This window comes from Streptomyces sp. A012304, from assembly GCF_026008495.1.
In the GTDB taxonomy this organism is placed as follows: Bacteria; Actinomycetota; Actinomycetes; order Streptomycetales; family Streptomycetaceae; genus Streptomyces.
Genome location: NZ_BQUN01000209.1, coordinates 73,673 through 97,405, shown reverse-complemented (window position 1 = coordinate 97,405; position 23,733 = coordinate 73,673). Strand labels below are relative to the sequence as shown.

Sequence of the window (23,733 nt, the reverse complement as noted above, 5' to 3'; positions counted from 1 at the left end):
GGCGTTCCGCGCACCGGCGTCATCCCGCGGTGCGCGGCGCAACCATAGAACAATGAACAAACTGGACATAAGCATGCTTTACTCGCCGGTCACAAAGCGTTCGTGATCACGCAACACCGTTCCTTCACAGTGGCCGCATGACTCGAGACATGTCTGATGTGACGCGCGCGCAGAAGCGCGGACGCCCGGCGCGCACCTGGCGGCTGAACGTGGCGGAACGCGCCGCCCTGTGGTGGTCACGCCGCCACGGCCACGCGCCGCCCACGAGCGATACCGATGCCCGGCCGCCCTCCGGCGAGGCGCAGGCCGGGCCGTCCGACGTCCCCGCGGGTGTGGCCGGGGCGAGCGCTCTGTGGCGGATGCGGACGACGGTGAAGGACACGCCGGGATCGCTGGCCGCGCTGTGCACGGCACTCGCCGACCACCGGGTCGACATCCTGAGCCTGCAGACGCACCCGCTCGGCGAGGACATCGTCGACGAGTTCCTGCTGCGGGCGCCCGGCGCACTCGCCGCGCGGGAGATCGCCCGGGCCGTGGAGCGGGCCGGCGGCAACGGCACCTGGATCGAACGGGCCGACGCCCACGACCTGGTGGACGCGCCCACCCGGGTCCTGGACCTGGCCACCCGCACCGCCCTGGACGCCGCCGAACTGCCGCTCGCGCTGCGCCAGCTGCTCGGCCGCTGCACGATCCGCCAGCTGCCGGCCGCGGGCCCGGGCCGGACGCAGAGCGGCGTACCCGTGGAGGGCGTGCTGGAGGAGACCGTGATGCGCCTGCGGGCGCCGGAAGGCGGAGTGATCACCGTGGAGCGGCCGTACCTGCCGTTCACACCGACCGAGTTCGCGCGGGCGCGGGCCCTGGTGGAGCTGGACGCGCGGCTCGGCCCGCGCGTCCCGGACGGGCAGGACGTGCTGACGCTGCCCGAGGGCAACGACATCACCGTGCGCCGCGCCGACACCGGCGACCTGGAGGCGGCCAAGGCCATGCACGAGCGGTGCTCGGCGCGCACCCTCGGGATGCGCTACCACGGTCCGGTCGGCGACGCGGACCGCTACCTCAACCACCTGCTCAGCCCGCGCTACGGCCGCACCCTCGCCGTGCAGACCCGCTCCGGCCGGATCGTCGGCCTCGGCCACCTGCTGTGGGACGGTGACGAGACGGAGGTCGCGCTCCTCGTCGAGGACCAGTGGCAGCGGCGCGGCATCGGCGGTGAACTCCTGCGCCGGCTGGTGGCGATGGCCGTCGAGGCGGGCTGCGCGAGCGTGTACGCCGTGACCCAGTCCTCCAACACCGGCATGGTCGCCGCCATGCGCGGCCTCGGGCTCCCCCTCGACTACCAGATCGAGGAGGGCACCCTCGTCATCACGGCCCGGCTGGACGACACCGGCGCGCAGGCGACGCCGTTGGCGCGGTTCGAGGAGCCGATCGTCCGCGACTGAGGGGTCCTTTCACTATGAGCGTCCGGTGAAAGGCCCCCTGAGACCCGGCGCCGGTGGACGGCCCGGTCCCCCGGGCGCCGGGCCGTCCCGCGGCGGGAGCGGGCTCAGCCCGCCCTGACCAGGGACCGGGCCAACGCCTGGTCCAGGTCCGCCCACAGGTCCTCGACGTCCTCCAGCCCCACCGACAGCCGCAGCAGCCGGTCGCTCACCCCGGCGCCCCGCCGGTCCTCGGCGTCCACGATGCGGTGGCTGATGGACGCCGGGTGCTGGATGAGCGTGTCGACGCTGCCGAGGCTCACCGCCGGCGTGATCAGGCGGACTCCCCCGACCACCTCGTGCGGATCGCCCTCGACCTCGAAGGCGATCATCGCGCCGCCGAGGCGCGGATAGTGCACCCGGGTCACGCCCGGGTGGGCGGCCAGCCGGCGGGCCAGCTCGGCCGCGCCGGCGGAGGCCGCCCGGACCCGCACCGGGAGCGTCGACAGGCCGCGCAGCAGCAGATAGCCGGCCAGCGGATGGAGCACCCCGCCGGTGGCGAACCGTATCTGCCGCAGCCGTCCGGCGAACTCCTCGTCGCAGGCCACCACACCGGCCAGCACGTCCCCGTGCCCACCGAGGTACTTGGTGGCGCTGTGCAGCACCAGCCGGGCGCCCTGCTCCGCCGGACGCTGGAGCACGGGCGTGGCGAAGGTGTTGTCGACGAGCAGCGGAACCGAGCCGCAGGCGTGGGCGACCCCCCGGAGATCGACCTCGGCGAGGGTCGGATTGGCGGGCGACTCGACCATCACCAGCCCGGTGTCGGGGCGCAGCGCGTCGGTGATCCCGGCCGGATCGGTCCAGGTGACCTCCGAGCCGAGCAGCCCGGCGGTGAGCAGATGGTCGCTGCATCCGTAGAGGGGGCGCACGGCCACGACGTGCCGCAGGCCCATCGAGGCGCGCGCCAGGAGCACCGCGCTGAGCGCGGCCATGCCGCTGGCGAACGCGACGGCGCTCCGCGTGCCCTCCAGCCGGGCCAGCGCGGTCTCGAAGCGGGCGACCGTCGGATTGCCCAGTCGGCCGTAGACCGGGGGGCCCTCCGGCTCGGCGCCGGTCGTGGCGAACGCGTCGATCCGGGCCGCCTCGGCGCGGCTGTCGTACGAGGGATAGGTGGTGGACAGGTCGATCGGCGGAGCGTGCAGGCCCTGCCGGGCCAGGTCGTCCCGCCCGGCGTGCACGGCCTCGGTGGCCAGGGCGCGGGGCGCTGCGGACAGACGTACCTCGTCGTACGTGTGCGTGCTGGCGGAGTCCATGAACAGCAGAGTGAACACCGAACGGATGTACGGCGGCGAAGTCCGTGTTACGTTCGGCCGATGGCCGAATCCGTCGTACTCGATCCGGTGGACCTCCAGTTGCTGCGGCTGCTGCAGAACGACGCCCGGACGACCTACCGTGATCTCGCGGCGCAGGTGGGCGTCGCGCCGTCGACCTGCCTGGACCGGGTGACGCGGCTGCGGCGCAGCGGTGTGATCCTCGGCCACCAGCTGCGGCTGGATCCCGCCAAGCTGGGACGAGGGCTTCAGGCGCTGCTGTCGGTGCAGGTCAGGCCGCACCGGCGGGAGCTGGTGGGGCCGTTCGTGGAGCGGATCCGGGCGCTGCCGGAGGCGCTGACCGTCTTCCACCTCACCGGGCCCGACGACTACCTCGTCCATGTCGCGGTCGCCGACATGGCCGATCTGCAACGGCTGGTCCTCGACGAGTTCACCGCACGGCGGGAAGTGGCCCGGGTGGAGACGCGGCTGATCTTCCAGCAGTGGGACTGCGGGCCGCTGCTGCCGCCTTCGCCCTCGGCGCAAACGCCATGACGCCACCACCACCTCGTACGAGGATGGTGCGCATGTCGCAGACCAGCAACCCGTTGCCCCGCGAGCTCGCCGACGCCTATGTCGACGGGCTCGTCGCCCTCGACCCGATCACCGGCACCTACCTCGGTGTGCCGGAGAGCGCCGGCCGTCTGCCCGACTTCTCACCGGCCGGGCAGGAGGCGCTCGCCCGGCTCGCCCGGGACACGCTGGCCGAGCTCGACGAGGCGGAACGGCGGCCCGGCGCGGAGAGCGCGATCGAGCGCCGGTGCGCGCGCCTGCTGCGCGAGCGCCTCACCGCGGAACTCGCCGTGCACGAGGCCGAGGAGAGTCTGCGCACGGTCGGCAACCTGGGCACGCCCCCGCACCATGTGCGGGAGGTCTTCACCGTGACGCCGACACGGACCGACGAGGACTGGGCGGCGATCGCCGAGCGGCTGCGCGCGGTGCCCGCGGCGCTGGCCGGCTACCGCGCGTCCCTGGCGCTCGGCCTGGAGCGCAAGCTGTTCGGCGGTCCCCGGCCGACCGCCACGCTCGTCGGGCAGCTCACCGAGTGGTCCGACACCGACGGTTCGGGCCGCGGCTGGTTCACGGAGTTCGCCTCCGCCGGGCCACAGGCGCTGCGCGCGGAGCTGACGGAGGGGGCGCGGGCGGCGGACGCGGCGGTCGTCGAGCTGCGGGACTGGATGCGCGACGTGTACGCCCCCGCCGTCGAGGACGCCCCGGACACCATCGGCCGGGAGCGCTACGCCCGCTGGTCGCGCTACTACAACGGCACCGATCTCGACCTGGACGAGGCGTACGCGTACGGCTGGGCCGAGTACCACCGGCTGCTCGCCGAGATGGAGCAGGAGGCGCAGAAGATCCTGCCCGGCGCCAGGACGCCGTGGGTGGCGCTCGCCCACCTCGACGAGCACGGCAAGCACATCGAGGGCGTCGACGAGGTCCGCGACTGGCTCCAGGGCCTGATGGACCAGGCGATCGACGCCCTGGACGGCACCCACTTCGAACTCGCCGAGCGGGTGCGCAGAGTCGAGTCGCGCATCGCGCCCGCGGGCAGCGCGGCGGCCCCGTACTACACCCCTCCGTCGGAGGACTTCTCGCGTCCGGGCCGCACCTGGCTGCCCACGATGGGCCTGACCCGCTTCCCGGTCTACGACCTCGTCTCCACCTGGTACCACGAGGGCGTCCCCGGCCATCACCTCCAGCTCGCGCAGTGGGCGCACGTCGCCGGGGACCTCTCCCGCTACCAGGCGTCCGTCGGCATGGTCAGCGCCAACGCGGAGGGCTGGGCGCTGTACGCGGAGCGGCTGATGGACGAGCTCGGCTTCCTCACGGACGCGGAGCAGCGGCTCGGCTACCTGGACGCGCAGATGATGCGCGCGCTGCGGGTGATCGTCGACATCGGCATGCACCTGGAGCTGGAGATCCCGGCGGACTCCCCCTTCCACCCGGGTGAGCGGTGGACCCCGGAGCTGGCCGAGGAGTTCTTCGGCGCGCACAGCAGCCGTCCGGCGGACTACGTGGAGAGCGAGCTGACCCGCTACCTGACCATCCCCGGCCAGGCGATCGGCTACAAGCTCGGCGAACGGGCCTGGCTGCTGGGCCGGGACAAGGCCCGTGAGCGGCACGGCGACGCCTTCGACCTCAAGGCGTGGCACATGGCGGCCCTGTCGCTGGGATCGCTGGGCCTGGACGACCTGGTGGACGAGCTGGCGCGGCTCTGATCCGCGCCGCGGGCCCCTTCAGCAGCCGCAGTCCTCGGCGTCCACCGGCGCGGTCAGCGGGTCCGCGGCGCGCTGCCCGGGGCCCTGCCAGGTCTCGAACGCGAAGCCCTCGCGCGCCCAGTACTCGAAGCCACCGAGCATCTCCTTGACCCGGTAGCCGAGTTCGGCGAGCGCGAGGGCGGCGCGGGTGGCGCCGTTGCAGCCGGGGCCCCAGCAGTACGTGACGACCGGCACGTCCTTGTCGAGGAGCTGCTCGGCCTGCTCGGGGATGAGCGCGGTGGGCAGGTGGACGGCGCCGGGGACGTGCCCCTGGTCCCAGGCCTCGGTGGAGCGGGAGTCCACGACGACGAAGCCGGGGTGGCCGCCGGCCGCGAGGGCGGCGGCCACGTCGGAGACGTCGGCGTGGAAGACGAGGCTCGCCCGGAAGTAGGCGGCGGCCTCGGCCGGGGCGGCGGGCGCGACGCGCAGGACGGGGTTGGCGTCGGTGTTCGCGGTGATCGTCATGGCGAGGAATCTATGGCCGGTGATCCCCTTCTTGAAGGAGGGATCCCCGGCCTTCCTCTTGATCCGCCGGGGATTCCCCTGCTATCCCTCGCACATGACCGCGTATTCCCCGGACGCCACCGACTGGCGCATCCTCGAGGTCCTCCAGCGCGAGGGCCGGGCCAGCTTCGCCGAACTGGCACGCGCCGTGTCGATGTCCGCGAGCGCCGTCACCGACCGCGTCCGGCGGCTGGAGGAGGCGGGCGTGATCCAGGGGTACACGGCCGTCGTGGACCCCGAGCGGCTGGGGCTGCCGATCCTGGCGTTCGTCCGGCTGCGCTACCCCACCGGCAACTACAAGCCGTTCCACGACCTGGTCGCCGCGACGCCGGAGATCCTGGAGGCACACCACGTCACGGGCGACGACTGCTTCGTCATCAAGGTCGCCGCCCGTTCGATGCGGCACCTGGAGGAGGTGTCGGGCAGGATCGGCGCCCTGGGCTCGGTGACCACGAGCGTCGTGTACTCCTCGCCCCTGCCACGGCGCCCGCTGGGTCACTGACCCCGCTGCCGCACCACCGACCCGGTTCTGCCCTTCACGACCTCCAGCTGGGCGTGGATGCGCCGCCGCAGATCGGCCACGTGGCTGACGATTCCGACGCTGCGGTCCCGCTCCCGCAGCGAGTCGAGGACGTCGAGGACCTCGTCCAGGGTGTGGTCGTCGAGGCTGCCGAAGCCCTCGTCGATGAAGAGGGTGTCCAGCCGGACCCCGCCCGCCTCGTCCGTGACGACGTCGGCGAGGCCGAGCGCGAGGGCGAGGGAGGCGAAGAAGGTCTCGCCGCCCGACAGGGTGGCGGTGTCCCGCTCCCGGCCGGTCCAGGCGTCGACGACATGCAGCCCGAGCCCGCTGCGGCCGCGCCCCGTGCGGTCGTCGGAGTGGACGAGGGTGTACCGGCCGGAGGACATGCGTTGCAGCCGTACGGTCGCGGCGGCGGCCACCTGTTCCAGCCGGGCCGCCAGGACGTAGGACTCCAGGCGCATCCTGCGCTCGTTGTCCGCGGAGGTGCCGGCGGTCAGTCCGGCCAGACGGGCCACCCTGTCGTACTCCTCGCGCAGCGGCGCCAGGCGTCGTACGCCGTCGGCGGCGCGCGCGGAGAGGTGGTCGAGTTCGGCGCAGCGGCGGGCGGCGGCGTCCTGGGCCGAGGCGGCCCGGCGCAGCCGCTCGGCGGCCCGGGCGGCGTGCTCGTCGGCCGCCGTGAGGTCGGCGGCGGGCCGCTGGGCGGCGGCCAGGGTCTCCGGCTCGGCGAGCACGGCCCGTACGGCGGCCTCCTCGGTCTGCCAGGCGTCCAGGCGGCGTTGCAGCTCACGGTGGGCGTCGGCGTCGAGGAGGGCGTCGGCGGCGGCCTGCGGGGTGTCGAAGCCCGCGCGGAAGGCGGCCTCGTCGAGGCGCCCGTCGGCGGCCTTGAGGCGCTCGGCGCTCTCCTCGGCGGCGCGGGCGGCGTCGGCGGCGTCGGTGAGCAGGGCGGCCTGCCGCTCCAGTTGCGCGGCCCGCTCGGCCACGCTCTCGGCGGCGCCCCGGGCCTGCGCCAACTCCGCCTCCAGAGTGGCCCGTTCACGCTCCAGGCGGTCCCGGTGGCCGACGCGGGACGCGGCGCGGACGGCGGCCTCGCGCTGGGCGGCGGCGCGCTGTTCGTGCTCCTGCTCGGCGCGGCGCAGCTCCTCACGCGCGGCGTGCAGGTCGGAGGCGTCCCGGCGGGCCCGCGCGTAGTCGTGCTCCAGCTCCTCGACCTCGGCGGCGAGCCGGTCGGCCGGGGTGTCGCCGGCCTCGGCGGTGACGGCGGCGAGCTTCTCCCGCAGGGCGCCGAGGGCCCGTTCGGCGTCCGCCCGTTCCTCTTCGGCGCGCTGGGAGGCCTCGTGGGCGCGTTCCTCGGCCTCGCGGTCGACGTGTCCGGCGACCTTGCGGGCGGGGGCGGGGTGGTCGGTGGCGCCGCAGACCGCGCAGGGTTCGCCGGCCTTCAGGGTGGCGGCCAGTTCGGCGGCGATGCCGTTGAGTCGCTGCTCCTTCAGGTCGAGCCAGTGCGTGCGGGCCGCCACGGCCCGCTCGGCGCGGGCGAGGGCCCGCCGCCGGGCGTCCTCGGTGTCGCGGGCCAGCCGGTCGCGCTCGCGGGCGGCTGTCGACCGCCGTTGTGCGGGCTCCCGTCGGACGGCGAGCTGTTCGGCCCGGGTGGCGGCCTCCTGGGCGGTCTCGATCCGGGACTGGAGGGCCGTGCGGACGGTGTCCCACCGGGCGAGCCAGCTCTCGCTCTCCGCCAGGACGTCCTCGTCGGCGCGCTCCTGGCGGTCCAGGTCGGCACGCTCGGCGACCAGTTCGGTCAGCCGGTGCTCACCGCGGCGGGCCGACTCCAGCCCGCCCAGCTGCTCGGCGGCCCGGCGCGCGGCGGCGGCCAGACCCGCGGCACCGGCGTCCGCGAACCGCTCCGGCAGCAGGGCACGCGCGCGTGCCTCGGCGGCGGCCGCCCCGCGGTGCTCGGCGTCGGCGGCGTCCCGCAGTTCCAGCGCGGGCGCCACGGCCTCGGCCTTGCGGCCCCGCTCCATCCGCTCCCGCGCCTCCCGGTGCTCCCCGGCCCGCTCCTCCAGCGCCCGGGCCCGCTCCCGTGCCTCCGCGAACCTCCGCTGCAAGCGCGCCAGTTCGCGTGCGTCGTCCAGGGCGCGCTCGGCGGCGGCCTGGGCGGACTCGGCGGCGAGGCGGCCGCAGTGGGCGATGGTGAGCTGCTCGCGGGCGGTGGAGCGGGCCACCGCGGCGGCGGTCAGCACCGCCTCGGCGAGGCCCGGCTCGCCCGGGGTCAGCTCGGGCAGCTCCATGGCGTCGCCGGCGGCCTGCTGCATGCGGTGGGCGACGGCGATCAGTTCGGCGTCGCCCTCCCGCACGCGTCCCTCGGCGCCGCGGCGGCGCTCGGCGAGCCGTTTCTCGACCTCGGCGAAGCGCCGGGTGTCGAAGAGCCGGCCGAGCAGCCGGCCGCGCGCCTCGGCGTCGGCGCGCAGGAAGCGGGCGAAGTCGCCCTGGGGCAACAGCACGACCTGGCAGAACTGCTCGCGGTTCATGCCGAGCAGCCGGGTGATCTCCTCACCGATCTCCTGGTGGGACCGGCTGAGGTCCTTCCACGTCCCGGCGGCGGCGTCGTACTCGCGCAGCCAGGTCTGGGCCTTGTCGACCGTCGTCCCCGGGCGGCCGTTCCTCTTGGGGCGCTCCCACGGCGGTTGGCGGGTGATCTCCAACCGCCGTCCGGCGACGGTCAGTTCGAGGGTGACGCCGGTGCGGGTGCCGGGGGCGGCGTGGTCGCTGCGCAGGGTGAGGCCCTGGCCGCTCTGCCGGGCGCCGGGGACGGAGCCGTACAGCGCGTAGCACACGGCGTCCAGGACGGAGGTCTTGCCGGCGCCCGTCGGGCCGTGCAGGAGGAAGAGGCCGGCGGCCGACAGTTCATCGAAGTCGACGCTCTGGGAGCCGCCGAACGGGCCGAAGGCGGTGAGGTCGAGCCGGTGCAGCCTCATCGGGCGACCTCCCGCACCGCGTCGTCGGCGCGTACGGCGTCGAAGGCGTCCCGCAGCACGCCCCGCTCGCGCAGGTCGGGCCCCGCTCCGCGTACATGGGCGACGAAGTCCTCGGCGATCTCCTGGCCGCTGCGGCCGGCCAGGCGCCGGGCATAGGAGACGTCGGGGCCGTCCGGGGCGCGCTCGGGCGCGAAGACGAGGCTGAGGGTGTGCGGGAAGCGCTCGGTGAGCCGGGCCATGGGGTCGGCCGGGCGCACGGCGTCGGTGAGCGTCGCCTCGACCCACGCCTGCTCGTGGCGCGTGAGACCGGGATCGGCGAGCAGGTCCTCCAGCGTGCCCCGCAGGCGGGCCAGCGCGCGGGGGACGGGGCAGTCGATCCGCTCGGCGGTCACCGACCCGTCGGCGTCGAGGTCGACGAGCCACATGGTCTTGCGGTGCCCGGCCTCGGAGAAGGAGTACGGCAGCGGGGAGCCGGAGTAGCGCACCCGCTCGGTGATGGTCTGGCAGCCGTGCAGATGTCCGAGCGCCACGTAGTCGACGCCGTCGAAGACGCCGGCGGGCACCGAGGCGACCCCGCCTACGGTGATGTCCCGCTCGCTGTCGCTGGCCCGGCCGCCGGTGACGAAGGCGTGGGCGAGGACGACGGAACGCGTGCCGTCCGCGCGGGTCGCGAGGTCGGCGCGGACCCGGTCCATCGCGGCGCCGAGCACCGCCTCGTGGCCGGCCTTCTCCACCCCGAACTCGTCCTTGACCAGGGCCGGTTCGAGGTAGGGCAGGCCGTAGAAGGCGACGTCGCCGTGGGGGTCGGCGAGCACCACCGGGGTGCCGGCCGCCGCGGGGTCGGTCCGCAGGTGGATGCCCGCCCGGCCGATGAGTCCGGCGCCGACGCCGAGCCGTCGGGCGGAGTCGTGGTTGCCGGAGATCATCACCGCCGGCACGCCCAGGGCGGCGAGCCGGTGCAGGGCGTCGTCGAACAGCTCCACGGCGGCCAGCGGCGGCACCGCCCGGTCGTACACGTCCCCCGACACGACCACCACGTCGACCGCGCGCTCGCGCACGGTGGTGACCAGGTGGCCGATGAACTCGGCCTGCGCCCCGAGCATGTTCACCCGGTGGAACGCCCGGCCGAGATGCCAGTCGGAAGTGTGCAGGAGCCTCATGATCCTCGAGACTAACGGGAGGGTCCGACAGCCCGGGCGGTTACTCCCGTATCACCCCGTCATGCCAGGCGACACAGCGGAGCGTTACGGACATTTCGCCCGACGGTCGCCCGGACGTCAGGCGTCCCCGTACGCCTCCCCGCCCAGTTCGAGGCGGGCGGTGCCCGCCGTGGCGTCCGCGAGCCAGCCGCGGAAGGTGTCCACGTCGGCGTCGGGCAGGCCGATCTCGAGGGTGACCGCCTCGCCGTAACGCACGTCGCGCACCTCGCGGCCGGTGGCGCGCAGGTCGTTCTGGAGCTTGCCGGCGCGCTGGTGGTCGACGGTGACGGTGGCCAGGCGGAAGCGGCGGCGGGTGCGGGTGCCGAGGACGTCGAGGGCCTCGCCGACCGCGCCGCCGTAGGCGCGGATCAGCCCTCCGGCGCCGAGTTTGACGCCGCCGTAGTAGCGGGTGACGACGGCGACGACGTACCGCATGTCGCGCCGGAGCAGCATCTGGAGCATGGGCACGCCCGCGGTGCCGCCCGGTTCGCCGTCGTCGCTGGCCTTCTGCACGGACGCGTCGGCGCCGATGACGTACGCCCAGCAGTTGTGGGTGGCGTCGGCGTGCTCCTTGCGGACGGCCGCGACGAAGTCCTGCGCCTCCTGCTCGGTGGCCGCCGGTGCGATCTCGCACAGGAAACGTGAGCGGTTGACCTCGGTCTCGTGCACACCGGCGCGGGTGACGGTGCGGTACTCGTCCTGCATCCGGTCAGCCTATGCGAGGCGCGCGAGCCGGCCGCTCAGCCGCCCTTCTTCCCGCGCGGTACGACGGTCCAGGTCAGCAGGGCCGTGCCCGGGGCGAGGTCGCGCCAGGTGGAACCGCGCCAGGCCAGGACGGCGAGGGCGGACGTCGGGAATTTCGTCCGCACCTGCTCCAGAGCGTCGTCCAGCCCCTCCCCCGCCACGTCGAGCACCAGCTCCTCGAGCCCGGGATTGTGCCCCACCAGCAGCAGCGTCCCGACCTCGCCGGGCGTCTCCCGCACCACGTCGAGCAGGGTCGGTACGCCGGCCGCGTACAGCCGCGGTTCGTAGCGCACCGCGGGCGGGGTCCCCCACTGGGCGGAGGCCAGCTCCCAGGTCTGACGTGCGCGGACGGCGGTCGAGCACAGGGCGAGGTCCGGCAGGCAGTCGGCCTCGGCGAGGGCCCGTCCGGCGGCCGGCGCGTCCCGGCGCCCGCGCGGGCCGAGCGGCCGCTCGTGGTCGGGCACCCCCTCCGGCCAGGCGGACTTGGCGTGCCGCAGCACGACCAGCCGCCGCAGCGGCCCCGCCCCGACGCGCGCGCTCACGCCGGGGCTCCCAGGTCGCGGGTGAGGTCGAGGCCGAGCAGCCGGTCGGCGTAGGCGTACGTCTCGAAGCGGGCGCCGTCCGCCAGGTCCGGGCCCGCCCGCTCCACCCACCGCAGGACGCGCAGCACCTCCGGGACGTCCAGGTCGGCCTCCCAGGCGGTGCGCAGACGGTCACGGACCTCGTCGGGGACCGGGCGGGAGGGGTGGCGGGCCCAGCGGGCGACGGCGCGGCGCCAGCGGGCGAGGGTGTCGTGGGCCTCGCGTGGCATGTCCGTGTCGAGCCGGACGGGGTCGCGGTGGTGATGGGAGAGCAGGGTGAGGCGGAGCGCGGCCGGGTCCTCGGCCAAGACCCGGTCGAAGGCCCGCGGGTCCCGCACCGCCGCCACCTCCACCCGGATCCCCTCGGGTGCCCCACGGCCCGCCTCCAGCACGTGCACGACCTGCCCGCCGAGGTCCTGCCCGTCCTCGAAGGGGCGCACGCCGAGCGCCGTGGCGGCCGCGCGCAGCCTCGGCCGGTGCCGGTCGCCGGCCAGGGTGGCGAGGACGGGGGTCCCGCCGAGTTCCAGGGCCCGGACGAGCAGGTCGGCGACGAGGAGGACGCGGAGCTCGCCGGCGTCGTCCGCCGACGCGTGGGCCTGGACCCGGGTCAGGCCACGGCGGACGGGTGCGGCGGCGGTGGGCTCGCCGGTTCGGGCGTCGATGATGCGCAGCACGCAGTGAGCGTAGGCGGTGGAGGGCCGTCCGCGGTGCGACGGCACGGAATGAGGACCCGCCGTCCGCTGTTGTGCCGGTGCGCACCCTTCCCGTTCTCATGCTCAGGAGGCCACCCGTGTACGGCGACGAGGCGACGATCCGCAAGATCCTGACCGGGCTCGGCGACACCTGGGCGGTGGTGGGCCTGTCGACGAACTCGCGCCGCGCGGCGTACGGCGTCGCCGAGGTGCTCCAGCGCTTCGGCAAGCGGGTCGTCCCCGTCCACCCCAAGGCGGAGACGGTGCACGGGGAGCGGGGCTACGCCTCCCTGGCGGACATCCCCTTCGACGTGGACGTGGTCGACGTGTTCGTCAACAGCGACCTCGCGGGAGCCGTCGCCGACGAGGCGGTGGCCCGGGGCGCGAAGGCGGTGTGGTTCCAGCTGGGGGTGGTCGACGAGGCCGCCTACGACCGTACGCGCGCCGCGGGGCTGGAGATGGTGATGGACCGCTGCCCGGCGATCGAGATCCCCCGGCTGCGGTGATCCCCTCGAAAAACGTTCACCGCCGCCGCCTTCGCGGAGCAGTACCTGGGCACGGCGGAGCGCTGCTGAGTCAGTCGTGCGGGGGCCGGTCGCTCAGCCGGTGGTCGGCGACGTTCAGCGCCTCGTCCACCAGGCGGCGCAGATGGCCGTCGCGCAGCGAGTAGACCACCCGGCGCCCCTCCTTGCGGGTGGCCACCAGCCCCGCGAGCCGCAGCCGCGCCAGGTGCTGGCTGACCGCGGGCCGGGCCGCACCGCACCGCTCCGTCAGCGTGGTCACGTCGGCCTCGCCGGAGGCCAGGGCGTGGAGCAGGGTCAGGCGGGTGCGGTCGCCGAGCAGCGCGAGCAGCTCGGCGGCGAGGGTGAACTGCTCCTCGCCGGGGCTGTGCGGGTGCGCATCATGCGCAGATGACAGGTGCATGCGTGCGCTCATACGCACATAATGGCGCCGAGGGTGGGCGCGGGTCCACCCCCGGCGCAGCGGAAGGGGACCGACGTGAGCGAACGGCACCACCACGGGCACGGGCACGCCCAGGACCACGGACACCCGCACACGCCCGGCCACGGGCACGCCCACGACCACGGACGCCCGCACCCACACGGTCGGAAGCCTCCGCGCCGCGGCCCGAGCCGCCGCCTCTCCCACCGCCTCTCCCACCTCTTCACCCCCCACTCCCACGAGACCGCCGACAAGGTCGACGCGGCCCTGGAGTCCTCCGCCCGCGGCCTGCGCGCCCTGTGGGTGTCGCTGGCGGTGCTGGGCGTGACGGCCGCGATGCAGGCGGTCGTCGTCGTGGCCTCCGGGTCGGTGGCGCTGCTCGGCGACACGGTGCACAACGCGGCGGACGCGCTGACGGCCGTACCGCTCGGGATCGCGTTCGTGCTGGGGCGGCGGGCGGCCACGCGCCGCTTCACCTACGGCTACGGGCGGGCGGAGGACCTGGCGGGTCTGGTGATCGTGCTGACGGTCGCCGCGTCGGCGGCCTTCGCCGGCTGGACGGCCGTGGACCGGTTGCTGCATCCGCGGCCGGTCGAGCACCTGCCCGCCGTGGCGGTGGCCGCGCTGGTCGGTTTCGCGGGCAACGAGTGGGTGGCCCGGTACCGCATCCGCGTCGGGCGCGCGATCGGCTCGGCCGCGCTGGTCGCGGACGGGCTGCACGCGCGCACCGACGGCTTCACCTCGCTGGCCGTCCTGCTGAGCGCGGGCGGCGCGGCGCTGGGGTGGCGGCTCGCGGACCCGGTGGTGGGGCTGGCGATCACCGCGGCGATCGTTCTGGTGCTGCGGGACGCGGCGCGGGAGGTGTTCCGGCGGGTGCTGGACGCCGTCGACCCGGCGCTGGTCGACCGGGCCGAACGGGCGCTGGAGGAGGTCCACGGGGTGCGCGGGGTGGGCGAGTTGCGGCTGCGCTGGATCGGGCACCGGCTGCGCGCCGAGGTGGCGGTCGTCGTGGACGGCGATGTGACGGTGCGCCAGGCACACGCGATCGCGGTGGAGGCCGAACACGCCCTGCTGCACGCGGTTCCCCGGCTCACCGCCGCGCTCGTCCACGCCGACCCGGCGCCGGTCCCCGGCGAGGCGGACCCGCATCTGGCGCTGGCCCACCACACGGCCTGACCTCGGGCCACGCCGAAACCCGCCTCAGGCCACGCCGAGGCCTTCCAGCACGACCGCTCCGGGGATCTCCGCGAAGGCCTTGCCGGGCACCAGCAGCTTGCCGCGCCGGCGTCCGCTGCCCACGAGGACGTACGGCAGGTCGACGACGGCCGAGTCCACGAGCAGCGGCCAGGCGGCGGGGAGTCCGATCGGCGTGATGCCGCCGTACTCCATGCCGGTCTCCCCCACCGCCGTGTCCATCGAGGCGAACGACGCCTTGCGGGAGCCGAGTTGGCGGCGTACGACGCCGTTGACGTCCACCCGGGTGGTGGACAGGACCAGGCACGCGGCGAGGGTGGTCTCACCACCGCGCTTGCCCGCGACGACCACGCAGTTGGCGGACCGCTCCAGCAGCTCCTGCCCGTAGCGCTCGACGAAGACGGCGGTGTCGGCCCACCGCGGGTCGGTGTCGACGTAGACGATCTCGTCGGCGGGGACACTGCCGTTCCAGTGGCGTACGGCTTCGGCGACCGGGCGGGTGAGCTCGTCGAGGCAGTCGGGGGCGGGCCTGGCATTGTCGAAATGTCCGATGGGTGCGTCCATGGCCGCACGCTAACAGCACACCGGCGGCCGTCGGCGGGCCGTCTCAGGCCACGGGAGGCACCGAGACGGCGAGCACCATCTCCGTCGGGATGTCGCCGTCGTTGGCGTAGACGTGCGGCGCGTCCGCCTCGAAGGTGACGCTCGCGCCGGCCGGGACGCGGTACTCCGCGCCGTCGACGGTCAGGGTCAGTTCACCGGCCGTGACGTGGAGGATCTCGACCGTGCCCGCCGGATGCGGCTCGGAGCCGCTGCGCTCGCCGGGCATCAGCCGCCAGTCCCACAACTCCAGCGGGCCGGGCGCCTCGGTGCCCGCGAGGAGTCGGCTGTGGCTGCCCGCCTCGGTGTGCCACAGCCGCACCGCCTGGTCCGCGGGGACGACACGGACCTTCGGGCCCTTCTCGTAGTCGAGGAGGGTGGTGATGCTGACGCCGAGCGCGTCGCCGATCTTGACGACGGTGCCCAGGCTGGGGTTGGTGCGGGCCTGCTCGATCTGGATCAGCATCCCCCGGCTGACACCGGCCCGGGCGGCGAGCACGTCGAGGGTGAAGCCGCGCACGCCGCGCCAGTGCTTGACGCTGCGGGCCAGGGACTGGGTCAGCAGGTCGAGGTCCGACACATTCCGTCCACTTCAGGAGTCCAATATTCTGGATGACAGGGTTCAATGCCCTGCACTACGGTGAGATGCACCTGATCGTGTACCGAACTGTACTGCGAGGCCCTCGTGACAGCGTTCCTCGCCCTGACCACGAGCCTGCTGTGGGGCCTGGCCGACTTCGGCGGCGGACTGCTGACGCGGCGCGCGCCGGCCCTGACGGTGGTCGTGGTTTCGCAGTCCGTGGCGGCGGCCGTCCTGGGCGTGGTGGTGGTCGCCACCGGCGGCTGGAGCGAGGCCGGGCCCCGATTGTGGTTCGCGGTCGGCGCCGGGCTGGTGGGCCCGGTCGCGCTGTTCGCCTTCTACCAGGCGCTGGCGCTCGGCCCCATGGGGGTGGTCTCGCCGCTCGCCACCCTGAGCGTTGCCGTCCCGGTCTCGGTCGGCCTGTTCCTCGGCGAACGCCCCGGGTGGGTGCAGCTCGCGGGCATCGCCGTCGCGGTCGTCGGGGTCGTCCTGGCGGGCGGCCCACACCTGCGCGGCGCGTCCGTGCAGCGGCGGGCCGTCCTGCTCACGCTGGTCGCGGCGCTCGGCTTCGGCACGGTGTTCGTCCTGATCACCGAGGCGTCCACGACCGTCACCGGTCTCTTCCTCGCCCTCTTCGCGCAGCGCGTGGTCAATGTCGCCGTGGGGGGCGCGGCCCTCTGCGCCGCCGTGCGGCGCGGCTCACCCGCGCTGCCCGAGGGCGGCCTGCCGTGGACCGCCCTGCCTGCGTACGCCTTCGTGGGCCTGGCCGACGTCGCCGCGAACGGCACCTACGCCGTCGCCGCCCAGCACGGCCCGGTCACCGTGGCCGCCGTACTCGCCTCCCTCTACCCCGTGGTCACCGCCCTCGCCGCACGCGGCTTCCTGCGCGAGCGCCTGCGCGCCGTCCAGACGGTGGGCGCGAGTCTGGCCCTGATCGGCACCGTCCTCCTGGCCACGGGCTGACACCACACGCCCGCCGCCCGGACGGCAGGCGCCAATCCGGCCCTCACCACCACCGCCCTCCCGGCCACGGGCCGACATCACACGCGCCTCACAGCCGGCTCAGCGTTCCGGCTCCAGTCGCGCGAGCCGCGCCGCCGTCTCCTCGTCCAGGCCGGAGAGGGCGACCAGCTGCTCCGAGGTGACCCCGTCGGGGATCGGCACCGGCGGCGGGGTGCGCAGCGGGGGCTGCCAGCCCTCGGCGGGTGTCCAGCGCCGTACGACGCGGGCGGGGGCGCCCGCCACCACGGCGTGGTCGGGCACCGTGCCGCGCACCACCGCGCCGGCCGCGACGACCACGTTCCGTCCGACGCGCGCGCCCGGCAGGATCACCGCGCCCGTGCCGATCCAGCAGCCCGGGCCGATCTCCACGGGGTCCATCCGCGGCCACTGCTTGCCGATCGGCTCGTGCGGGTCGTCGTAGGAATGGTTGGTGGAGGTGACGTAGACGTACGGGCCGAAGTAGCAGTCGCTGCCGATGGTGACCGTCGTGTCGGCGATGACATGGCTGCCGCGGCCCAGGACCACACCGTCGCCGATGCGCAGGATCGGGTCCGGGCCGAGGTCGAGGTCGGGCATCAGACCGGCGGTCAGCGTGACCTGCTCGCCGACGATGCAGTGCGCGCCGAGGTGGATCCAGGGTTCGCCGAAGACCGTGCCGAGCGGGAAGGCGAGCCGGGTGCCGGTGCCCATCGAGCCGAACCGGAAGCGGCCGGGGTGCTCGGCGGTGACGGAGCCGGTGCGCTGCACCCAGGCCCAGCCCGCGTGGACGGCGCGCTGCGCGAGGCGGCGCCACCAGGACGAGAACGTGTTCTTGCGCTTCGGCACCCGCTCACCGTACTCAGCGCGTCGCACGTCGTGATGGCCGGATCCCTGTGATCTTCACCCCACCGGGTGGCGTACGGTGCGGGTGTACCGCGGACGACAGGAGACGGTGATGACGCAGAAGGCGCTGATCACGGGCATCGGCGGCAGGGACCCGAAGATCGACGAGGAGGCGTTCGTGGCGCCCATGTCCTCGGTGATCGGGGATGTGACCCTTCAGGCCGGCGCGAGCGTCTGGTACGGGGCGGTGCTGCGCGGCGACGTCGAGCGGATCTCCGTCGGGGCGCACAGCAACATCCAGGACAACTGCACGCTCCACGCCGACCCGGGCTTCCCCGTCACCATCGGCGAGCGGGTCTCCGTCGGCCACAACGCGGTCGTGCACGGGGCGACCGTCGAGGACGACTGTCTGGTCGGCATGGGCGCGACGGTGCTCAACGGCGCGGTGATCGGCGCCGGCTCCCTGGTCGCCGCGCAGGCCCTGGTGCCGCAGGGCATGCGGGTGCCCCCGGGCTCCCTCGTCGCGGGCGTGCCGGCGAAGGTCAAGCGGCAGCTGACGGACGAGGAGCGCGCGGGCGTCACCCTGAACGGGACGATGTACGCGGAGCTGGCCGGCGCGCACCGCGAGGTGCACCGGGACCCCACTGGCTGAGAGCTACTCGGCGGCCGGGACGGGCTCCGGCTCCGGATCGGCCGCCGGCCGCCCGGCCGCCGCCTTCTTCGCCCTGCGCTTGAGCACGAGCATCGACGTCACGCCGATCAGCACCGCCAGCACCAGTCCCAGCCACGAGAACCGCTTCAGCCAGGACTCGGCGACGACACCCACGTAGTAGATGACGGCCGTCGTACCGCCCGCCCACAGGATGCCGCCGAGGACGTTGGCGACGAAGAACTTCCAGTACGGCATGCGCAGCACGCCCGCGAGCGGGCCGGCGAAGATGCGCAGCAGGGCGATGAAGCGGCCGAAGAAGACGGCCCACATGCCCCACTTCTCGAAGGACCGCTCGGCGGTGGCGATGTGCGCCTCGCTGAAGTGCCGGGGGAACTTCTTGCCCAGCCAGGCCAGCAGGGGCCGCCCGCCCTTGCGGCCGATGGCGTAGCCGATGGAGTCGCCGATCACGGCGCCCGCGGTGGCGCAGGTGCCGAGGACGACGGGGTCGATCTCGCCGTGCTGGGAGGCGAGCAGCGCCGAGGAGACGAGGATGATCTCGCCCGGCAGCGGGATGCCCAGGCTCTCCAGGCCGATGACCACACCCACCAGCGCGTAGATGGCGACCGCGGGTACGGCCTCCAGCCATTCCTGGACGTGCACCGCCGGTTCCTCCCCTTCGACGTCCCTGCGTTCCCGGCGCGCGCCCCGGCCGGGCGCACGCCGGGAAGCCTACCGGGTCGTGCCGAGGGTCCCGAGCGGCCCGGTCGCGGCCGTGAGCGCGTCGCCGAGGCCGTCTTCGAGGACGCCGCCGGCCATCGTGACCGGGTCCGGCGGGAAGGCCGGCGCGTCGGCCGGCGCGGGCGTCTCGCAGCAGGCGACCTGGACGAACCGTTGGCCGTGCTCCTGGCCGTCTTCCTGGCTGTGCTCCTCGTCGCGCTGTGGGACGTCCGGCTCGGCCGGGGCGCCCTCCGGCACGGGTCTGTCCGGGCCCGGTGCCGCGGGCGGCAGCGCCGGGCCCTCCGCGGCGCCGTCCGGGGCGGGCGTCGGGAGGGGCGGCCGCTCTCCCGTGGCGGCCGCGTCGATCTCCCAGCGCTGGCCCTCGGAGCCGTCCCGTCCCGTGACGACGACGGGTGAGTGGGGGCGGCCGGCACCGGGGGCGACGACGAGGCCGCCCTCGCCGCGCCGCAGTAACAGTTCCCCGCGCACGGTCAGGTCGAAGAACACTTCACCGGAGTGCACCACGCACCCGGCGAGGGCGGCCGTCCCGCGCTCGGGGTCGGCGGCCAGGCACAGGGTCGGGGCGGCGGCGCTGCGCAGCAGTCCGTCGTCCTGGTACGACCACCGCTGGGACGCGGCCGACGAGCAGACCGCCAGGACGGCCGCCGCCCCGGACTCGGCGCGGCCGCCGGCGGTGTCGAGGCACAGCCCCGAGGCCGTGGCGCGCAGCCGGCCGAGGGTGACGTCGGCGGGGTCGGCGGCCGAGGCGGTGGTGGGAGCGCCGCCGGGCCGGCCGGAGGAGCCGTCCGGGGTTCCGGGGGTGTCGGTGCGGCCGACGGGCGCGCCCCAGGTGGCCCGGGAGTCGGGGACACCGTTGTCCTCGGACCAGCTCCCCGCCGCGAGGACGGTCGCGAGCAGGGCGAGGGAGGTCAGGCCGACGCCGACCAGGACCGCCTTCCTGGAGCGCCCGCCCGGCAGTTCGAGCAGACCGGCCGGCGTGGTGCGGTGCCGGCCGGTCCCACGCGTCGGGCGCACCGGCCCAGTCGGGTCCCCGGTGCCGGTGGAACTCGCCCGTCCGGGGCGGGAGTCGAGATAGCGGCGGGCACCCCAGCCGAGGACGGTCTCGGCGAGCAGCACGTCCAGCCCGCCGTCGAAGTGGCTGAGCTGTTCGGCCGCGTGACGGCAGTGCCGGCACTGGGCGAGATGGCGGCGGACATCGGGCAGCAGGGTTCCGCCGCGGCGCAGGGGAACGTCGAGGAGGCGGTTGTAGAAGCGGCATTCGGTGGTCGGCGCGAGTTCCCGATGGGCGCGTACGCAGCCGGCGCGGAATTGTTCCCTGGCCCGTTCCAGTCCGGCCGCCGCGGTGATGCCGTCGACGCCCAGCAGACCGGCGGGTATGGTTAGCGGCTCTGCCTCCACCTCCGTATGCCACAACAGGCATTGGGAAGCGCCCGGGAGGGAGTGGAAAGCGCGTTCGGCGAGTTGTCGCCTTTCGGGTGTCGTGGGCCGCGCGGCACGCAGTCCGCGGCCGCCGACGGTTTTGCGCAACTCCGGCAGAACGGCGATCACGCCTTCCGATCCGGCCCATTCCCGGACCGTGTTCCGTACGGCGACGAGGAGTTGGGGACGCAGCGCTCCGCCCATGCGGCCCTGCGCGAGCCGGCCGAACACCTCGTGGAACGCGGCGGCGGCCACGAGCCGCGCCGAGTCCTCGGGTCCGGCGAGGCAGACGGTGGCGTAGTCGTACGTCGCCCGCCAGTGCCGGGCGAGCAGGACGGCGACGGCACGGGCGTTGCCGTCGGTGCCCAGCCGGGCCGCGAGGTCGCGGTCGGAGTCCCCGGGGGTCCATCCGGGGCGGGGCGGGTAGGGCGGGCGTGGGGGGTTCGGGGACGGCACGAAACCAATTTCCTTCCCAGCCGACGAACGGCACAGGGCATGGGCGTCCGCCGGAAAGCAGGTGTGTGATCGGTGCGGTGATTCGACGGTGACAACTGGCGTGTGATTGGTGCGTACTTATGGTCCGACCGGGTGCGTCGTCCCGATCGACCGGCCCGCGGGGAGGCTCACCTTCGCACATGCGCCTCACGGGAAACAAGGAGTTCGAGTGACCGGAGTTCAAAGCGAGGGCTATTCAGATAAGTTACCGACGGTATCCGCACCCGTTGTCGAAAGCGCTGCGGAATCCCTGAGTCAACTTGTGTACGGAGAAAGGCGGATGAGACACGGAACCTCCAAGCGCCGGCCCTCATCCACAGCGATCTCGAAGGTGACTCCCGCCGTACTCCCATCCGAGTGGCCCAGCATGATCGCCATGAACACCCCCACTCCCCCGCCGCCTGGATGCCGATGCTCGCCCTGACCGGCAAGGCCCGCCTCTGGGAGCCCCGCCGACTACGGCTCCGCCGTTTCCTCGGGTCTTCGGCCTGCACAGGCTCAGCCCACGGCACGAAAACGGTCCACCGACTCCGTCGGCGGACCGTCACGAAACTTCGAGGTCAACGGCAGGTCAGCCGTGGGTTCAGCGTGACTGAGGGACTTTCATCGGGAACCCCCGGCGTCTTCGAAAGGCAGGCTCGAAAGTGCGGTGGGTTCGTCGCCTCCGAGTCGGCAGGATACTCATTCGCGCTCGGCGGTCTGCTCGGTCTGGTGCCGGTCTCCGAGGGGCTCAGCAAACGGAGAGCCCGCCGTCGACGAAGATCGCCTGCCCAGTGACGTAGTCAGAGGCGCGGCTGGCCAGGAACACCGCCGCTCCGGCGAAGTCCTCGGCCAGTCCGTTGCGCCCGACCATCGTGCGCGCGGCCAGCGCCGCCGCCTTCTCCGGGTCGGACGACAACCGCGCATTGAGCGGGGTCATGACGAAGCCGGGCACCAGCGTGTTGCAGGTGACGCCGTGTGGTGACCACGCCTCAGCCTGTGAGCGGGCCAGTGACTCCAGTGCTCCCTTGGAGACCCCGTAGGCGCCGCTCTGGACGAACGCCCGGTGCGCCTGCTGGGAGGTGATGTGGATGATCCGCCCGAAGCCCCGCTCGGCCATGCCGGGCCCGAACCGCTGGCCCAACAGGTAGGGCGCTTCCAGGTTCACCGCCATCGTGGCGTCCCACACGTCCTCGCCCAGCTCGCCCATCGGCGGCCGCAGGTTGATCCCGGCGCTGTTGACGAGGATGTCGGGCTCGCCGAACACCTCGGCTGCGTGCTCCGCCGCCGCGCGCACCCCGTCGCGGGTGCTCAGGTCGGCGCTCACCCAGGCCGCCCGGCAGCCATCCGCCGCCAGCTCGTCGGCCGTTGCGGCCAGTTCCGGCTCCTTGCGCGCCACGATCACCACGCTCGCCCCCGCTCGCGCGAGGGCCCCGGCGATGGCCCGGCCGATGCCAGAACTGCCGCCCGTCACCACGGCGACCCGCCCGTCCAGCGAGAACAGTTCGGAGAGGTAGTCATGCGAGATCATGCCCGCACCCTAGGCGGCGCGTCCACGGCGAGAGTGGCCGGGGCGGAGGCTCTGTCCGCAGTTCCGTGCAATGGCCAGGTGTCGGCAGGGTGGCCACGATCGATTGTCATCGGGTCGTGGCAGAGTGCGCGGTCATGGAGATCGACACGTTCTGGGACGTCATCGAAGCCGCCCAAGCCGGGGCTGCCGCAACGGGCGAGCCATTTGACGAGGTCCTCGTCGAGCAGCTCGCGAAGAGACCGCGGCAGGAGATCCTGGAGTATGCGGAACGCTTCGATGAGCTGCACGACGCCCTGTACCGCTGGGATGTGTGGGCGGCTGCTTACCTCATCGGGGGCGGGTGCTCCGACGACAGTTTCATGGACTTCCGCGCCGGTGTGATCGCCTTGGGCTGTCAGTGGTACCAGCGCGTGGCCGCTGACCCTGACAGCCTCGGTTCGCATCCTGATGTCGTTCAGGCGGCGAACCTCCGGGACCGTTCCGAGGTGCTGTTCTACGAGGACGTGAACTATGCGGCCAGCGGCGCGTTCGAACGGATCACGGGTGATGCGGATGCCTTCTACGAAGCCTGGCGCAGTTTCCGCGAGGCTGATACGGAGAGCGACAACGCGGTTGATATGGGCGAGGATTTCGACTTCGACGACGACAGGGAGATGAGGCGTCGGCTTCCCCGTCTGGCCGCCCTGTTCCTTGACACAAGCCCCTGAAAAGGGCTCTCAGAAGGCATCCCTCCCCGCCACGCCGGTGCCTCCATCCCCTGGTGATGGGTCATGCCGTCCTGCCGACCACCGGCCGGGGTGCGGGGAGCTTCCCGGCTGGTTCGGCTCGGGCCCGGCGCAGCGCGGCGGCCGCGGTCGCCGCGGCCTGGCGGCGGCGCTGGGCGCGGGCCTGCTCGATCGGGGCCGGCGCATCTTCCGCGACGATGTCGGGCTCGGGGAACGCACGGCGCGACCGCTCCCGCATCGCGGCGGTCTGCCGCTCCACCGCCTCCGCGATGGCCGGGTCCGCCAGGGACGGCCTGGCGGTGTGCCTCGATCGCACGACGGTATCCCTCCGGCGGCGTCCGGCGCTCCACCGGCACGGTGGGCACGGCTGGCTGCGGGACCGGATCGGCGGCCGCCATGGCGGGGCCGGCCTTCGCGGGCGCGGGCGGCAGGACGTGGACGGCTCGGACGTTCGCGCCCTGCACCCGCTTGTTGGCCGCCGCGATCAGCTTCGGTGCGCTCCAGCGTAGCTGCGTGCCGTACGCGGGCGCGTCGAGGGCGACGTCCAGGCGGCCGGTGTCCGCGTCGAAGCCCACGGCCTGGACGTGCCCGGTGAGCTCGGGCGCGGCCACGGCGAGGATGTCGTCGAACCGGGCGAGGACGCTGCCGCCGGCGGCCGGGGCGACCATGCCGCGCTCGGTCATCGTCATGCCGATCGCCGCACCGAGCCCGAGCGGCTCGCGGCCGTCACGGCGTACGACGCTGCCGGTGCGCCGCTTCGGCTTCTTCGATGCTCCTGGACGGCCTGCTGCGCGGTCTGGAA

General features: G+C 74.0%; 24 protein-coding genes and 1 pseudogene. 9 read left to right on the top strand and 16 right to left on the bottom strand.

What is annotated here, in order from left to right; all coding sequences use genetic code 11:
• The first annotated feature begins 137 nt into the window (after window positions 1–137).
• On the top strand, window positions 138–1,439 hold the full coding sequence (locus ALMP_RS42355; protein WP_264937368.1) for a GNAT family N-acetyltransferase: 1,302 nt from the start codon (window positions 138–140) through the stop codon (window positions 1,437–1,439).
• A gap of 104 nt (window positions 1,440–1,543) precedes the next feature.
• Here ALMP_RS42355 and ALMP_RS42350 read toward each other — a convergent pair whose 3' ends face one another.
• Window positions 1,544–2,728 (bottom strand): PLP-dependent aspartate aminotransferase family protein, encoded by a 1,185-nt coding sequence (locus ALMP_RS42350; RefSeq protein ID WP_264937367.1) that lies wholly within the window; start codon window positions 2,726–2,728, stop codon window positions 1,544–1,546.
• A 60-nt stretch (window positions 2,729–2,788) separates the two neighbouring features.
• Here ALMP_RS42350 and ALMP_RS42345 point away from each other — a divergent pair, with 60 nt between their 5' ends.
• Both ALMP_RS42345 and ALMP_RS42340 read left to right on the top strand, forming a co-directional pair.
• Entirely contained in the window at window positions 2,789–3,280 is a 492-nt protein-coding gene (locus tag ALMP_RS42345; RefSeq protein ID WP_264937366.1) for an Lrp/AsnC family transcriptional regulator, read from the top strand.
• A 32-nt stretch (window positions 3,281–3,312) separates the two neighbouring features.
• Window positions 3,313–5,004: a DUF885 domain-containing protein gene (locus ALMP_RS42340; protein ID WP_264937365.1), complete on the top strand. Its 1,692-nt coding sequence runs from the start codon at window positions 3,313–3,315 to the stop codon at window positions 5,002–5,004.
• An 18-nt stretch (window positions 5,005–5,022) separates the two neighbouring features.
• Here ALMP_RS42340 and ALMP_RS42335 read toward each other — a convergent pair whose 3' ends face one another.
• A complete protein-coding gene (locus tag ALMP_RS42335; RefSeq protein WP_264937364.1) occupies window positions 5,023–5,508 on the bottom strand; it encodes a rhodanese-like domain-containing protein in 486 nt (161 codons plus the stop codon).
• 94 nt (window positions 5,509–5,602) lie between these two features.
• Between ALMP_RS42335 and ALMP_RS42330 the strand changes: the two genes are divergently transcribed.
• Window positions 5,603–6,049, top strand: coding sequence for an Lrp/AsnC family transcriptional regulator (locus ALMP_RS42330; RefSeq protein WP_264937363.1), 447 nt, complete (start codon window positions 5,603–5,605; stop codon window positions 6,047–6,049).
• On the opposite strand, the gene ALMP_RS42325 is transcribed toward ALMP_RS42330, so the two are convergent.
• The 5 genes from ALMP_RS42325 to ALMP_RS42305 all read right to left on the bottom strand — a co-directional run bounded on the left by ALMP_RS42325 (window position 6,043) and on the right by ALMP_RS42305 (window position 12,234).
• Entirely contained in the window at window positions 6,043–9,036 is a 2,994-nt protein-coding gene (locus ALMP_RS42325; protein ID WP_264937362.1) for an SMC family ATPase, read from the bottom strand. The genes ALMP_RS42330 and ALMP_RS42325 overlap by 7 nt on opposite strands.
• Entirely contained in the window at window positions 9,033–10,196 is a 1,164-nt protein-coding gene (locus ALMP_RS42320; RefSeq protein ID WP_264937361.1) for an exonuclease SbcCD subunit D, read from the bottom strand. The genes ALMP_RS42325 and ALMP_RS42320 overlap by 4 nt, the downstream gene beginning before the upstream one ends.
• Window positions 10,197–10,313: 117 nt before the next feature.
• Window positions 10,314–10,940 (bottom strand): YigZ family protein, encoded by a 627-nt coding sequence (locus tag ALMP_RS42315; protein ID WP_264937360.1) that lies wholly within the window; start codon window positions 10,938–10,940, stop codon window positions 10,314–10,316.
• 35 nt (window positions 10,941–10,975) lie between these two features.
• The gene (locus ALMP_RS42310) at window positions 10,976–11,521 is read right to left on the bottom strand and encodes a histidine phosphatase family protein (RefSeq protein ID WP_264937359.1); all 546 of its coding nucleotides are present in this window, start codon (window positions 11,519–11,521) and stop codon (window positions 10,976–10,978) included.
• Window positions 11,518–12,234: a hypothetical protein gene (locus tag ALMP_RS42305; RefSeq protein WP_264937358.1), complete on the bottom strand. Its 717-nt coding sequence runs from the start codon at window positions 12,232–12,234 to the stop codon at window positions 11,518–11,520. Before ALMP_RS42305 ends, ALMP_RS42310 begins: the two co-directional genes overlap by 4 nt.
• Window positions 12,235–12,350: 116 nt before the next feature.
• Between ALMP_RS42305 and ALMP_RS42300 the strand changes: the two genes are divergently transcribed.
• The gene (locus ALMP_RS42300) at window positions 12,351–12,758 is read left to right on the top strand and encodes a CoA-binding protein (protein WP_264937357.1); all 408 of its coding nucleotides are present in this window, start codon (window positions 12,351–12,353) and stop codon (window positions 12,756–12,758) included.
• Window positions 12,759–12,828: 70 nt separating this feature from the next.
• Here the strand turns inward: ALMP_RS42300 and ALMP_RS42295 are convergent, their stop codons facing one another.
• On the bottom strand, window positions 12,829–13,188 hold the full coding sequence (locus ALMP_RS42295; protein WP_264937356.1) for a metalloregulator ArsR/SmtB family transcription factor: 360 nt from the start codon (window positions 13,186–13,188) through the stop codon (window positions 12,829–12,831).
• Window positions 13,189–13,251: 63 nt separating this feature from the next.
• Between ALMP_RS42295 and ALMP_RS42290 the strand changes: the two genes are divergently transcribed.
• A complete protein-coding gene (locus ALMP_RS42290; RefSeq protein WP_264937355.1) occupies window positions 13,252–14,370 on the top strand; it encodes a cation diffusion facilitator family transporter in 1,119 nt (372 codons plus the stop codon).
• Between the two features lie 24 nt (window positions 14,371–14,394).
• Here the strand turns inward: ALMP_RS42290 and ALMP_RS42285 are convergent, their stop codons facing one another.
• Together ALMP_RS42285 and ALMP_RS42280 are read right to left on the bottom strand one after the other, a co-directional pair.
• Window positions 14,395–14,952, bottom strand: a complete 558-nt coding sequence (locus ALMP_RS42285; protein ID WP_264937354.1) for a YbaK/EbsC family protein — start codon at window positions 14,950–14,952, stop codon at window positions 14,395–14,397.
• Window positions 14,953–14,995: 43 nt separating this feature from the next.
• Complete coding sequence (locus ALMP_RS42280) at window positions 14,996–15,568, bottom strand: helix-turn-helix domain-containing protein (RefSeq protein WP_264937353.1); 573 nt, start codon at window positions 15,566–15,568, stop codon at window positions 14,996–14,998.
• A gap of 105 nt (window positions 15,569–15,673) precedes the next feature.
• Between ALMP_RS42280 and ALMP_RS42275 the strand changes: the two genes are divergently transcribed.
• Complete coding sequence (locus ALMP_RS42275) at window positions 15,674–16,531, top strand: DMT family transporter (RefSeq protein ID WP_264937352.1); 858 nt, start codon at window positions 15,674–15,676, stop codon at window positions 16,529–16,531.
• Window positions 16,532–16,630: 99 nt separating this feature from the next.
• On the opposite strand, the gene ALMP_RS42270 is transcribed toward ALMP_RS42275, so the two are convergent.
• Window positions 16,631–17,395: an acyltransferase gene (locus tag ALMP_RS42270; protein ID WP_264937351.1), complete on the bottom strand. Its 765-nt coding sequence runs from the start codon at window positions 17,393–17,395 to the stop codon at window positions 16,631–16,633.
• Window positions 17,396–17,504: 109 nt separating this feature from the next.
• Here ALMP_RS42270 and ALMP_RS42265 point away from each other — a divergent pair, with 109 nt between their 5' ends.
• Window positions 17,505–18,044, top strand: a complete 540-nt coding sequence (locus ALMP_RS42265) for a gamma carbonic anhydrase family protein (RefSeq protein WP_264937350.1) — start codon at window positions 17,505–17,507, stop codon at window positions 18,042–18,044.
• Between the two features lie 3 nt (window positions 18,045–18,047).
• Here the strand turns inward: ALMP_RS42265 and ALMP_RS42260 are convergent, their stop codons facing one another.
• From ALMP_RS42260 to ALMP_RS42250, 3 genes are all read right to left on the bottom strand, one after another.
• Entirely contained in the window at window positions 18,048–18,704 is a 657-nt protein-coding gene (locus ALMP_RS42260) for a DedA family protein (RefSeq protein WP_264937349.1), read from the bottom strand.
• A gap of 69 nt (window positions 18,705–18,773) precedes the next feature.
• On the bottom strand, window positions 18,774–20,657 hold the full coding sequence (locus ALMP_RS42255; RefSeq protein ID WP_264937348.1) for an RICIN domain-containing protein: 1,884 nt from the start codon (window positions 20,655–20,657) through the stop codon (window positions 18,774–18,776).
• 769 nt (window positions 20,658–21,426) lie between these two features.
• Window positions 21,427–22,206 (bottom strand): SDR family NAD(P)-dependent oxidoreductase, encoded by a 780-nt coding sequence (locus ALMP_RS42250; protein WP_264937347.1) that lies wholly within the window; start codon window positions 22,204–22,206, stop codon window positions 21,427–21,429.
• Between the two features lie 134 nt (window positions 22,207–22,340).
• On the opposite strand from ALMP_RS42250, the gene ALMP_RS42245 reads away from it, so the two are divergent.
• Entirely contained in the window at window positions 22,341–22,913 is a 573-nt protein-coding gene (locus ALMP_RS42245; protein WP_264937346.1) for a DUF4240 domain-containing protein, read from the top strand.
• Between the two features lie 61 nt (window positions 22,914–22,974).
• Here ALMP_RS42245 and ALMP_RS42240 read toward each other — a convergent pair whose 3' ends face one another.
• Together ALMP_RS42240 and ALMP_RS42235 are read right to left on the bottom strand one after the other, a co-directional pair.
• Window positions 22,975–23,247 (bottom strand): hypothetical protein, encoded by a 273-nt coding sequence (locus ALMP_RS42240; RefSeq protein WP_264937406.1) that lies wholly within the window; start codon window positions 23,245–23,247, stop codon window positions 22,975–22,977.
• A gap of 175 nt (window positions 23,248–23,422) precedes the next feature.
• Window positions 23,423–23,599 (bottom strand): annotated as a pseudogene (locus ALMP_RS42235) (DUF721 domain-containing protein); the annotation flags it as partial.
• Window positions 23,600–23,733: the final 134 nt, after the last annotated feature.